This window comes from Paenibacillus sp. MMS20-IR301 (assembly GCF_032302195.1).
Classification (GTDB): Bacteria; Bacillota; Bacilli; order Paenibacillales; family Paenibacillaceae; genus Paenibacillus_AQ.
Genome location: NZ_CP135275.1, coordinates 4,853,311 through 4,866,375, shown reverse-complemented (window position 1 = coordinate 4,866,375; position 13,065 = coordinate 4,853,311). Strand labels below are relative to the sequence as shown.

10 protein-coding genes are annotated in these 13,065 nt (G+C 53.8%); 4 read left to right on the top strand and 6 right to left on the bottom strand.

Annotated elements, in window-relative coordinates; translation table 11 throughout:
- Positions 1–18: 18 nt before the first annotated feature.
- Together LOS79_RS20895 and LOS79_RS20890 are read right to left on the bottom strand one after the other, a co-directional pair.
- Entirely contained in the window at positions 19–546 is a 528-nt protein-coding gene (locus LOS79_RS20895; RefSeq protein ID WP_315412023.1) for a ClbS/DfsB family four-helix bundle protein, read from the bottom strand.
- Positions 547–633: 87 nt separating this feature from the next.
- Positions 634–1,203: a histidine phosphatase family protein gene (locus LOS79_RS20890; protein WP_315412022.1), complete on the bottom strand. Its 570-nt coding sequence runs from the start codon at positions 1,201–1,203 to the stop codon at positions 634–636.
- 121 nt (positions 1,204–1,324) lie between these two features.
- Between LOS79_RS20890 and LOS79_RS20885 the strand changes: the two genes are divergently transcribed.
- Complete coding sequence (locus LOS79_RS20885; RefSeq protein ID WP_315412021.1) at positions 1,325–1,903, top strand: GNAT family N-acetyltransferase; 579 nt, start codon at positions 1,325–1,327, stop codon at positions 1,901–1,903.
- A 252-nt stretch (positions 1,904–2,155) separates the two neighbouring features.
- Here LOS79_RS20885 and LOS79_RS20880 read toward each other — a convergent pair whose 3' ends face one another.
- The 3 genes from LOS79_RS20880 to LOS79_RS20870 all read right to left on the bottom strand — a co-directional run bounded on the left by LOS79_RS20880 (position 2,156) and on the right by LOS79_RS20870 (position 6,935).
- The gene (locus LOS79_RS20880; protein ID WP_315412020.1) at positions 2,156–3,931 is read right to left on the bottom strand and encodes an ABC transporter ATP-binding protein; all 1,776 of its coding nucleotides are present in this window, start codon (positions 3,929–3,931) and stop codon (positions 2,156–2,158) included.
- Entirely contained in the window at positions 3,918–5,693 is a 1,776-nt protein-coding gene (locus LOS79_RS20875; RefSeq protein ID WP_315412019.1) for an ABC transporter ATP-binding protein, read from the bottom strand. The genes LOS79_RS20880 and LOS79_RS20875 overlap by 14 nt, the downstream gene beginning before the upstream one ends.
- A 252-nt stretch (positions 5,694–5,945) precedes the next feature.
- Positions 5,946–6,935: a DUF4003 family protein gene (locus tag LOS79_RS20870; RefSeq protein ID WP_315422365.1), complete on the bottom strand. Its 990-nt coding sequence runs from the start codon at positions 6,933–6,935 to the stop codon at positions 5,946–5,948.
- 169 nt (positions 6,936–7,104) lie between these two features.
- Between LOS79_RS20870 and LOS79_RS20865 the strand changes: the two genes are divergently transcribed.
- Positions 7,105–9,489: a GH36-type glycosyl hydrolase domain-containing protein gene (locus tag LOS79_RS20865; RefSeq protein WP_315412018.1), complete on the top strand. Its 2,385-nt coding sequence runs from the start codon at positions 7,105–7,107 to the stop codon at positions 9,487–9,489.
- A 155-nt stretch (positions 9,490–9,644) separates the two neighbouring features.
- Complete coding sequence (locus LOS79_RS20860) at positions 9,645–10,484, top strand: aldo/keto reductase (protein ID WP_315412016.1); 840 nt, start codon at positions 9,645–9,647, stop codon at positions 10,482–10,484.
- Positions 10,485–10,928: 444 nt separating this feature from the next.
- Here the strand turns inward: LOS79_RS20860 and LOS79_RS20855 are convergent, their stop codons facing one another.
- The gene (locus LOS79_RS20855; RefSeq protein ID WP_397386673.1) at positions 10,929–11,825 is read right to left on the bottom strand and encodes an SDR family oxidoreductase; all 897 of its coding nucleotides are present in this window, start codon (positions 11,823–11,825) and stop codon (positions 10,929–10,931) included.
- Between the two features lie 538 nt (positions 11,826–12,363).
- Between LOS79_RS20855 and LOS79_RS20850 the strand changes: the two genes are divergently transcribed.
- Positions 12,364–13,065 carry an ABC transporter ATP-binding protein gene (locus LOS79_RS20850; RefSeq protein ID WP_315412014.1) on the top strand — a complete coding sequence of 234 codons (702 nt, stop codon included), beginning with the start codon at positions 12,364–12,366 and terminating at the stop codon, positions 13,063–13,065.

The following is a 13,065-nucleotide window of genomic DNA, read 5'->3' as shown; positions in this document are numbered from 1 at the left end:
CCGCCGGATACGCAGTACCTATGCCAGTGCGGCAGGCAGATGCTTTTTCCACTTTCTGATTTTCCCCCGGAAGGTTCTGAACGGAGCTGCGGAGTTGATGTGAATCCACCGGGCCATGGGCCAGTTCTCCTTGGTCCCGGTCCACTTCCGTGAGCCTTGGATGAACAATTCGTCTTCCGTCAGCGTATGGATCCATTCCAGCCATTGCTGCTCCAATTGCCGGAATAATTCGCGTAGTTCTGACAAGGAATACTGAGAGTATTTGTCGTAAAAAGACTGATACAGCCCCCCGAGCTGATTCCATTTATAATCTTGGGCCGGCATAAGAAAGGTTTGGCCTTCCTGTTCATCCCGGTCCCAGCTCATCACCAGCTCCAGCCATCCCAGCTGATAGGCGATCATCTCGGCAGGGGTTTTATCCGCCCCGGGTATTCTCAAATCCTTGTGCGCAGGGTCAATCCCTTCAAACTCAGCATCGAAGAGCAGATAGAGAGAATGTATCGTTTCCAGCAGGTCCTGCTTGGATGAATATTCATAGCTTGCCACAGTGCTCACTCCTTTAATTCGGTTATACCACACTGCTGTGACAACAGTCTGTCCAGTTTGATCCGTTAAGCATAATCTTATAGCTGCCTAAGCACGCGGGCTCCGCCCCCAGATGCGCTGTACATCCACAAGCTGATCCCCGGCGAAGCTAAGCTTATAGATATCGGGCATGTCGAGCTGCTTCCAGAAAGTAAAATCATAACGGTTATCCAGCGCATTCATCATTAAGGCCATTAAATTTCCGTGGGTCCCGATAGCAATATTCCGGCCCCTGTACTGCTTCAGCAACTTGCCAAGAGCCTGCACTCCTCTTTGTTGGGCGGCTAGACTGGATTCTCCGCCTTCCCAGGCGAAGGAGAAATCCTCCCACACTCTGGTGGCCGCCTGCCCGAAGTCGCTGACCGGCTCTGCGGACAAGAGTCTCTCCCGGAAAGCTTCTTCGATCACAACCTCAAGACCGAGCGGTTCAGCCAGCCCTTCAATGGTCTGGACCGCCCGTTTATAGGGGCTGGAGATCAGGATATTAATATTCTCATGGAGCAGCAGCCGGGTAACTCTTTGCGCGTCTGCCAGCCCCTTGTCGGATAAAGGTCTATTTATTTCATCTGCAGAATAAGTAGAGTGGGCATGCCTTACGAGATACAGATTAGTAATCATTTGTCATCGCCTCGTCTATTAATAGTTGTACTGCATTGTAGCATGAACGGAACAGGGAAATCAGTAATGGATGATAGCGATGAACGCAGCAGCATAAGTAACAGAGAATGGGGTGGCGGTCATGAATTTGGAAATAATCTTTAATCAGTTTCCTGTATTAAGCTCAGCTGAACTTGTTTTGAACAAGATTGAGGAATCACATCTGGATGAGCTGTTCGGGATTTACAGCAATGATAAGGTGTTTGAATACTGCGGGATTATTCCCAAGCATAACAAGGCTGCAGTCAGCAATATGATCGGGCATTTTGAACGGGACTACGGTAAAAGATCGCGGATCAAGTGGGGCATCTTTGCGGCAGGAGATGAGACACGGCTGCTCGGCATTATTGAAGCCTGCGAATTCAATCAGAAGGTGAATATGGTGACGATCGGCTACTTCCTGGCGGAAGCCGAGTGGGGGAAGGGCATCGCCTCCCATGCGGTGGAAATCCTGGTGGATTTCCTGTTCAAGCAGGCGGACATCAACCGGATTCAAGGGGAAGTGATGCTGCTGAATGAGCCCTCCAAGCAGGTGCTGCTGAAGAACGGCTTCATGAAGGAAGGGATGCTGCGGCAGGCTGCCCTGTGGTCGGGCAAAGGCGTAGTTGACTTGGAGATCTACAGCATTCTGCAGGAAGACTATATTGCGGTGCGGCAGTAAAATAAAAAGCTCAGGCCCGTTAACAGGCCTGAGCTTTTTAATGAATTCGGGGTCCCCGCAAAGTACCTGAGTCATCTTCGGAGCTATAGCCCCACTTTGTGGGGTGTTTTTTGGGGTCCCCGCAAAGTACCTGAGTCATCTTCGAAGCTATAGCCCCACTTTGTGGGGTGTTTTTTGGGGTCCCCGCAAAGTACCTGAGTCATCTTCGGAGCTATAGCCCCACTTTGTGGGGTGTTTTTTGTGGGGAAATGTTTATGCTTCCATCTTCTGTGCCGTATACAGCCTGTGATAGAGGCCGCGGCGGGCAATCAGCTCATCATGCGAGCCGCTCTCGGCAATCCCCTTGTTAGCGACATACATAATGCGGTCGCAGTTCTTCACCGTAGACAGACGGTGGGCGATAATGAATGAGGTGCGACCCTTGAGAAGCTCATTCAGCCCCTTCTGGAGCAGGCGTTCTGTCTGCGCATCGATGGAGGAGGTGGCCTCATCCAGGATCAGAATCCGCGGGTTGGCCAGCAGTGTCCGGGCGAACGAGATCAGCTGCCGCTGCCCCTGGGAGAGCTTGGAGCCGCGTTCGTTAACCTCGGTCTGGTAGCCCTGCTCGAACTCGCGGATGAAATCATCCGCGCATACCGCCTTTGCAGCAGCGATGACCTCCTGCTCGGTAGCATCCGGCTTGCCGTAACGGATATTATCCATAATCGTGCCCGAGAAGATGAAGCTGTCCTGCAGCATAATTCCCATTTGGCTGCGCAGTGATTTCAGGGTAATCTCGGCAATGTCCTGCCCGTCGATCAGAATTTTGCCGCCGGTCAGATTATAGAACCGCGAGATCAGGTTGACGACGGTGGTCTTGCCGGCCCCGGTCGGGCCGACCAGCGCAATGCTCTCGCCTGCCTGAACGTCGAAGGAGATATTCTCCAGAATGTTCAGACCCGGATCGTATGCGAAGGTGACATCGTCGAAGGTTACCCTGCCCTGTACAGGCGGAAGCGCCTTGGCTCCCGGAATATCGCTGACGGTAACCGGCTCATCCAGCGTTTCGAAGATGCGCTCGAGGTAAGCTACCGCATTGATGAAGTTGTTGTACAGGTTCGACAGGTTCAGTATCGGCTGCCAGAAGCGGGCGGCATAGCTGCTCATGGCCAGGATGACGCCAAGCGTCATGTTCTGCGGGTCCAGGGTCAGCAGGCCGACCAGGAAGATCAGGGCCGTAACAATAGTAGAGAGGTTATCGACACTGAACGGAATCAGGATGTTGTAGCGCAAGGCGCGCATCCAGGCTGTACGGAAGTTAGCGGCCAGCCGGGTGAAGATTCCTTCGTTGCGCTGTTCCCGCGAGAACATCTGGGTCACGGTAATCCCGCTGATGCTCTCCTGCAGGTAGGCGTTCAGGTTGGAGCTTTTGTTCGATACAGCCTGCCATGCCCGGCGCTGCTTGGTCTTAATCAGCAGCATGATGCCAAGGAACACCGGCAGCCCGGCAAGAATGACGAAGGAGAGCCGGACATCGACGGCGAACATGAAGATGGCGATGAAGATCAGATTCACAATTTCCAGGATAAAGTTAATAATGCCGTTAGATAACACATCGGATACCGCATTGACATAGTTGACGACGCGGATCAGGATCTTGCCCTGCGGGCGGTCATCATAATACTTGAACGGCAGATCCTGCAGGTGCTTGAACAGATCTGTGCGGATATCGAAGATAATTTCCTGCCCGACACGGGTCATGATCCGCGAACGGATGGTTGCAAGAATTACGCTGATTACAATCGTTGCCAGCATCAGGGCGGACCAGCCGACAAGGGCTCCCACTGCTTTTGCCGGAATGGTTACGTCAACCACATGCTGCATGATCAGCGGAGCTGACAATGCTATCGCCGCCGACAGGGCACTGAGCACGAATGCGACAATCATCGGTGTCTTTTTGCGTCTGATATAGACCATAGCCCGCCGGAAATGCTTAATGTTAAACGGCGATTCCAGATCCTCGTCGACGTCGAATTTATTCCTGGCCACTCTCGGTCACCTGCCTTCCAATACCCTCGTTCTGCAGCATAAATACATCATAATAATAACCCCGCTTCGCCAGCAGCTCGGCGTGGGTGCCTTCCTCAATCAGACGGCCGCCCTCCAAGATAAGGATGCGGTCCGCCTGGGCGGTAGTGGATACCCGCTGCGCAATAATAATCTTCGTGCAGGGGTACTCCAGCTCACGCAGACTGCGCTGAATATGCTCTTCCGTCTCCAGATCGACCGCTGAGGTCGTATCATCCAGGATCAGGATCGGACGGCGGACCGCCAGTGCGCGGGCGAGCGCAATCCGCTGCTTCTGTCCTCCGGACAGGCCGACACCGCGTTCACCGACTACGGTATCATAACCCTCGGGCATTTTGACAATGAAGTCATGTGCAGCGGCGAGGCCGGCATAAGCCTGCGCTTCTTCCTCAGGCAGCTCAGGGTTGCCATAGGCAATATTGCCGTCAATCGTATCGGAGAACAGGAGAACATCCTGCGTAGCCATGCCGATATTGCCGCGCAGCTCATCCAGCTCGAGCTCACGGACATCCCTGCCGTCGACCAGCACACGGCCTCCGGCTACATCGTAGAACCGGGGAATCAGGTTGATGAGTGAGGTTTTGCCAGAGCCGGTGGCCCCCATGATTGCAATGGTCTCGCCGGGCTCAATCGTGAAGCTTAGATCATCCAGTACGGTAGCGCTGTCATATTTGAAGCGGACATGATCGAATTCAATCCGGCCTTCATAGCGGCGGATGTCTGCAGCGCCGTGCCCGTTGGCAATCGCAGGCCGGGCATAATAGATATCAACGATTTTGGATAAGCTGGCAAAGAACCGCTGAATATCATTGATGATGATTCCGATATTGCGCATAGGGTTCGATACCGCCCAGATCAGCGAGGAGAACGCTGTGAATTCACCGAAGGTAATCCGGCCCTCTATCAGGAAGTAACCGCCAGCCAGCATCAGGATAACGTTGAAGCCTTGGGCGAAGGTCTCCAGATACGGGAAGTAGTCCAGCCACACGAGCGCGGCCTTCTTGTTCGCTTCTGAGTAATTGACGTTCTTCTCCGTGAACTTGGCAATCTCGAACTCTTCACGGGCGAAAGCCTTGACCACACGGTTCCCTGAAATATTCTCCTGGGTCGTCGTGTTCAGCTGGGACAGCCGCTCGCGCAGGTCGACATACATGGGACGGACGCGTTTAGCGAAGATATAGGCCACGACGAAGATTGGCGGCGACAGGACCAGCATCCATAACGTCAGCTCGACATCAATGGTGAGGAAGTAAATTACAGCCGCCAGGAAAATCGTAAGCGATTCAATAATCGTCTTGAAAATCCAGGCCATCGAGTGCCGGACCATATCGAGGTCCCCTGTCATTTTGGTCATGAGATCACCGGTACGGTTGCGGTCATAATATTCCCGGTCCTGACCCTGAATCTTGTTGTACAAATAAATGCGGATGTTGTACATCATGCTCTGTGAAGAAATTTCGTACTGCATGGTCGTGAAGTAAGCCAGGCCTGTGCGGAGCAGAGAGAATCCGATCATCCCCAGACAGAGCGCAACCAGCAGCCCCCGCTCGCTGGCAAGATTGTGTGCTGCACTGTCACCGGCAATAAACAAATCGACGATGCGCTGGCTGATGTAAGGGTTCACGATCGTAAGACTCGAGCCCACTACCGAGAGGCAGAGTGCCACGATATACCGCGCACGGTTGCCCTCAAGGTTCTGCCACAGCCACTTTAGTTCAAACATTTGATCACCTGTTTCCCTGATGTTCTCGTAAATAAATCAAAGTGATTATAACACTATGGTTCAGAATGTATAGGTTTCAGGATAATTTTGTTGTTACAATCGATTGAACATTGGAACCGGATTGCGGGGAAAGCTTGAATATCTATGAAAAGAGCCCGTCCCTGGTAGATTAGGGACGGGCTTTTTTGTCTCGCGTGCCGCTTAGTAGTTCAACTCTGTACTCACCGGCTCCCTAAGCGGCGGCCTGTAAGTTTAGTCTGAAGAAGACGAAGCCGCGGCAGCAGAGGAGGCGGCAGCCACGGCAATCGCGGTCTGCTGGGCGATGATGATATTAGTAAGACTGGTGGATAGCATAGAAGTAATGACGCCGTTCCGTGCTTCTTCGACATATTGATAGGATACCAGTGCGGCAGCCAGCAGAAGCAGCTCCTGCTTGTTGACCGACCAGCCTCCGAAGCCCTTTTGAGTGCGGAGGAACTCATAGGTCTCCGAGACACTATCCACCAGCTCGCTTGGAGCATATGGAAGCAGTGAGAGGATGCCGAGGGAGGGAAGGGTGTACTCCTTGTCCAGCCGGATTCCCCGGGCGCGGAACGCCTCGCGCAGGCTAAGAACCCGGCTGGCCGGCCCGGAAGCTTCCTCGCCGAGCAGCAGCACCTGTGTCAGTGCCTGGACGCTGTTGCCGGAGAAGAATTCAGGCTTCAGCTCCAAGTAGAGCTGCTCCAGCCGTACCACTCCGTGTTCGACTGCGATGTCTGACAGGCCAAGCATAGCTGCGAAGATATAATCATCCTGTCCGGTCAGGAAGGGATGTTTGGCCCGCATCCCGCTGAGGAAGGCCTTGGCCCGTTCGATAACCCGGTCGTATTGATCGGAGGTGGTATGGGCGGCGATCTGATAAGCGGCAACGACCAGGTAGTCAGAGGCCCTGAATTTGGCTGCCTTCATCAAGTCATAGACAGTCAGCGTTTCTGTCAGCTGCAGCTCCGGTTTCGGTGTAAGTGCGAGCAGGGTAGCAATGCTGATGGCGGAATTCCCTCTGAAGGAAGAGAACAATCCCGTATTCTCCTTGATCAGCTGATGTCCTGCGCGGATGGCTGAAGCATCAGCCGGTTTGTTCTGCACTGCGTAGAGCAGGGCGGCCAGGCGGTTAACCTGGGTATTCTGCCAGGGGAACGCTTTTTTGATAACCTGAGCATTCTCGGCAAACAGTTCAAGTCTCGGTATGTAGGGGCCTTTCATCACAATGCACCTCTCATTCCTATAGAAGATTGGGTTAATTCTACAATAAAAACCAGTATGATGAAATGAATCTTAACTTACATACTTGTCGACAAGGCCGTGAGAGCGTATTCTTGAATTATGGCAAGACGCAGCAAGGTATAAGAATTCCGGGAAGTGAGGCAAGAGAATGATAAGAGCATCTGAAGATAATGAATATTATGAGTTGTCGAGTCCGACAATTCTGCCCAAGGCATCCGGATTTCTCTGGAACGAGCAGATGATGATCCACATGAACTGCCGCGGGTATGCGGTAGCCCAATTCATGCAGCCGGAGCCGGCCAAGTATTCCTATGCACCGAATCTGGAGGCCAAAACCTTCATGCAGCCGGAGCAGCCGTATTATGCCCATCATCCCGGCCGGTTCGTCTTCGTCAAGGACGAAGAGAGCGGTGACGTGTTCTCAGCACCTTATGAGCCTGTCCGCATGCCGCCGGATCATTATTCTTTTGCTGTAGGTAAACATAATATTGTCTGGAAGATTGAGAAGGGCGGCATCGCTGTTGAGCTGACCCTGAGCCTGCCTAAGGATGAACCGGTGGAGCTGTGGCGGGTGAAGGTGACGAACCTGTCTTCCGTTCCAAGAACAATCAGCCTCTATCCTTACTTCACCATCGGTTATATGTCCTGGATGAACCAGTCCGGCGAGTACCGGGAAGATCTGCAGGGGATCGTAGCCACAGCGGTCACGCCTTATCAGAAGTATCAGGATTATGCCAAAATCAAGCACCTGAAGGATAAAACCTTCCTGCTGGCCGACCAGGCTCCCGCAGCCTGGGAAGTAAATCAGGAGGCCTTCGAAGGAGAAGGCGGGATCCACGCGCCGTCCGCATTGAAGAATGAGCGGCTGTCCCGGGGGGAAGCCCGTTATGAGACACCGGTTGCCGTACTGCAATACAGCACCAGGCTCGAAGCAGGGGAAGAGCGGGAATACCGGTTCCTGTTCGGTCCGGCGCGGAATGAGCAGGAAATCGCGGAGCTCCGCCAGCGGATGTTCCTGAGTACAGATGCTGAAGGCCTGGACGGATTTGTCCTTGCCGAGCGGGAGTACGAGGAGTATATCCGGGAAGGCAGAGGCTGCATCGAAATCTCTACTCCGGATGCGGATCTGGATAATCTGGTGAATCACTGGCTGCCGCGGCAGATGTATTATCACGGGCAGACGAACCGCCTGACCACGGATCCGCAGACCCGCAACTATCTGCAGGATAATATGGGCATGAGCTATTTGAAGCCGCAGACCGCGCGCCAGGCCTTCCTGACTGCTCTAAGCCAGCAGAATGTAAGCGGGGCTATGCCGGACGGGATTATTCTGCATGAGGCTGCTGAACTGAAATATATCAATCAGGTCCCGCATACAGACCACTGTGTCTGGCTGCCGGTCTGCCTCAGCACGTATCTGGATGAAACGGATGACTACGGCATTCTGGGAGTGGATGTTCCGTATGCGGGCGGTGCAGAAGCAGGGACGGTCTTTGAGCATATCAGCCGGGCGATGGAGTGGCTGCTTCATGAGCAGGATGAACGCGGGCTGAATTATATCAATCAGGGTGACTGGTGCGACCCGATGAATATGGTAGGCTACCGGGGCAAAGGGGTGTCAGGCTGGCTGACGATCGCCACGGCTTATGCCTGCATGGTCTGGGCGGATATTTGTGAGCGCAGCGGTGAGCCGGCGGCGGGGCAGACCTTCCGTGCTGCGGCGGACAAGGCGAATGCTGCGGTCAACCAGTACCTCTGGGATGGTGAATGGTATGCACGGGGCATCACCGACGATAATGTGGTGTTCGGCATCAGCACCGACAAGGAGGGGCGGATCTTCATCAACCCGCAGGGCTGGGCGCTGCTTAGCGGTGCGGCAGATGCCGGGAAGCGGCAGAAGCTGATGAAGTCGGTCACGGAGCAGCTGGAAACCCCTTACGGAGTGGAAAAGCTGGCCCCGTCCTATACCGCCATGCGTGAGGATGTCGGACGGGTAACGCAGAAGCATCCGGGCACCGCCGAGAACGGGGCGGTCTACAATCATGCTGCCGCCTTCTATATCTATGGCCTGTACACGGTGGGTGAGCAGGATCAGGCGTACCGCCTGCTGCGTAAAATGCTCCCCGGGCCGGACATCGAAGACATCATCAGACGCGGTCAGCTGCCGGTATTCATCCCGAACTATTACCGCGGCGCCTACAGGCAATTCCCGCAGACCGCCGGGCGCTCCAGCCAGCTGTTCAATACAGGGACGGTTCCGTGGGTGTACCGCTGCCTGATTGACGGCCTGTTCGGGCTGCAGGGCCAGCGGGAGGGCTTACGGGTCAGCCCGCAGCTGCCTTCCGCCTGGCAGGAGGCTGAAGTGAAACGTAACTTCAGAGGCGCTGAGCTGCAGATCACAATGAAGCGCGAAGCGGGGGTGGCCGCTGCTGAGGTGTATCTTGACGGCCGGCTTGTGGAAGACGGCATTCTGACGGGGCTGCAGGCCGGTGTGCACTATAGCGTGCAGGTCAAATTGCCGGCCGGCCAATAATAAGGAGAATGAAGAGGCGCGGGGGTAGCAGCGCCTCTTTTTTTTGCATCATTCCAGTTCATGTCATTAAGCAGGTCTAAAGTAGTATTTTTGCCATTAACTTCTTTCTTTGCGATAATGTAAGTAACTATCTTTATAGAGGAGGCTACAGCATTATGGCAAATCATATCCCTGAGCTGGTGTTAAACGACGGCACGAAGGTGCCGGCGATCGGGTTTGGAACAGCGTGGATCAAAGGCACGAAGGGTGTACAGCATCTGAAGACTGCGCTTGATCTGGGATACCGGCTGATTGATTCGGCGTTTAACTATGAGAATGAAGGTGTGGTCGGAGAAGCAGTCCGCCGGGGCGGGGTTCCGAGAGACCAACTGTTTATTACGTCGAAGCTGCCGGGCCGCCATCATAAGTATGATGAAGCAATTGAGACTGTCCAGGAGTCGCTGTACCGCGCGGGCCTCGACTATTATGACCTGTATCTGATCCACTGGCCGAATCCGAAGGTGGATCTGTATGTGGAGGCTTGGCAGGCGCTGATCGAGGCCAGGAAGCAGGGCCTGATTCGCTCTATTGGAGTGAGCAATTTCCTGCCGGAGCATCTGGACCGTCTGATTCAGGAAACGGGCGTCACGCCAAGCATGAACCAGATTGAACTGCATCCTTACTATAACCAGGCGGAGCAGCGGGCTTATCATCAGCAGCATGGGATTATTACGGAATCCTGGAGCCCGCTGGGACGCGGTACCGAGCTGCTGAAGAATGAACAGCTTGCCGCGATTGCTGCAGCACATTCGAAATCCGTCTCGCAGATTGTGCTGCGCTGGCATGTCCAGCTTGGCGCCGTACCGATTCCAAGATCGGCGTCGGCGGAGCACCAGCGGGAGAATCTGGATATCTTCAGCTTTAGTCTCTCCGAGGAGGAGATGAAGGTAATCTCAGGGATTAAGACAACCGGCCCGCTGTGGGATCAGGACCCGGCTGTGTACGAGGAGTTCTGAGGACGGCGAGGTCAGAAGAAAATATAGAGGGGCTGTCCCAAACAGTACAATTGCATTTAATGCAGTTGATTCCTTGCAATACAACTGAAAAATCCATTCTATTGTATTCTGTACAATGCTTTTTAGGGAAATGAGCTTAAAATGCCCAAATTCTAAGAAACGAGTGTACAAAATACAATAGACTCTATTTTCAGGGTGATTTAACCGTAATCTGTTGCACAAACTACAATAGAATGAATTCTCTATTCCCTCACTACCCGATGTCCCAAATCCCAGCTTCAAATACTGAAAGCAGCGAGTCACCCATAATGGGAAACCCCGCTGCTTTTTTATGTTTGAAGCTTTATAGAAGATGGAGAAGCCCCAGTGCAACATTCAGCCTACATAGTGGAGCTTGCCCGACTGCTGATTGATATTGCCTCGAGGCTTGAGGTCAGACGCCGGTTATGGTGTCGGCATACCGCCGTTGGCATTCAGCGTCTCACCGCTGACATAGCTTGACTCCTGGCTGGCCAGAAATACATAAGCCGGGGCCATTTCAGCCGGCTGGCCGGGGCGGCCCAGCGGTGTTTTGGCACCGAAGTCCTTCAGCGCTTCCTGCGGCTGGCCGCCGCTGATTTGAAGCGGAGTCCATACCGGCCCGGGTGCCACAACGTTGACCCGGATCCCCTTGGCGGCTACCTGCTGGGCCAGCGATTTGCTGAAGGTGTTAATGGCACTTTTGGTTGTAGCATAATCCAGCAGAATCGGCGCAGGCTCATATGCCTGAATCGATGACGTATTGATAATCGTGCTGCCCGGCTTCATCTGCTTCACTGCCGCCTTGCAGAGCCAGAACAATGAATAGACATTCGTCTTGAAGGTAGCATCGAACTGCTCTGTGGTCAGATCGGCGATATCCGTTACAAATTGCTGTTTGCCGGCTATATTAGCCAGTATATCGATGCCGCCCAGCTCTTTAACCGCTGTGGCGATCAGCTGCTCACAGTACTGCTCGTCCTTCAGATCACCCGGTACCGCAACGGCCTTGCGTCCGGCTTCTTCAACCAGGGCGGCGACTTCCTTCGCATCAGCTTCCTCCTCAGGCAGATAAGCCAGCACTACATCGGCCCCTTCGCGGGCAAAAGCAATCGCCACCGCACGCCCGATTCCGCTGTCTGCTCCCGTTACCACTGCCTTGCGTCCGGTAAGCCGTCCGCTGCCGCGGTACGTTCCGGCCCCGTCATCGGGCCGGGGATGCATTTTCTTTTCCAGTCCGGGACTGGGCTGCTGCTGCTGGAATTCCGGTGTAGCCTTCTCATATTGCTTCGCAGGGTCTTGAATCATGTACTGATCGCGCATGTTGTATTCCTCCTCTGTAAGCTTCTGACTCTTTCTATGTAACCAGCTTCCCTTTTTCCTAAACGAATTATGTATGGAACCAGTATGAAAATACGGGGCCGTGCCAAAAGAGGATAAGTCTGACCCTTACGGACACCACAGCCCATAATAGCTCATTATCGGTCCACTGGGCAGATTTGAGGACACCATAGCTCTTATGCAGCGCTTTTCAGGTATTAACTCTACTTTTGCAGCGAAATAACGGCGCTGGAGTCCGGAACGACCGGCACATAGGTGCTCTTCTACAATTTAACGGCTCTCCTGTCCGTAGAAGGATGCGGTTAATTTGAAAAAGTGTAGCGTGGCGGTCTACTCTTCTTGCCGGGGATTCAAAGTCTTCACCAGGACAATTGAGCAAGCAGTTAAGTTCGCCCTGAGGGCGAATTTGTTATGCGATTAATTTCCTTTCCGGCTGCCTGAAGGAGACGCTGGGAGCAGCTTTTGTATTTACAGGGGGGTGTTGTGCTAAACTTGAGTAGAGCAGACAGGAGGAGAAGGTATGGCATTTGTTACGGTGAAGGATGAATATAAACGTTACAAGATGGGGGAGACCCTGATTGTGGCCAACGACGGGATTGAATTTGAAATTGAAAAAGGCGAGTTTGCGGTCATTGTAGGGCCGAGCGGAGCGGGAAAGTCGACAGTGCTTAATATACTGGGCGGAATGGATTCCGCCGACGAAGGCCAGGTCATTGTGGACGGTACCGATATCGCTCGTTTCAGCGCCAAGGAATTAACCGGCTACCGCCGCAATGACGTGGGTTTCGTATTCCAGTTCTATAATCTGGTGCCCAATCTGACGACACTGGAGAATGTGGAGCTGGCGTCACAGATCTCGCCCCGTGCACTTGATGCCCGGAAGGTGCTGGAGGATGTGGGGCTTGGACAGCGGCTGAACAACTTCCCGGCCCAGCTGTCCGGCGGTGAACAGCAGCGTGTGGCGATTGCCCGTGCGCTGGCCAAGCAGCCGAAGCTGCTGCTCTGCGATGAGCCGACAGGGGCGCTTGATTATAATACCGGCAAGCAGGTGCTGAAGCTGCTGCAGGATACATGCCGCAACACAGGGACTACGGTCATTGTCATTACTCATAATCTGGCGATTGCGCCGATGGCTGACCGGGTTATTGAGATCAATAACGCCAAGGTACGGAAAATGGTGAAGAATGCAGCACCGGTATCCGTGGAAGATATCGAATGGTAA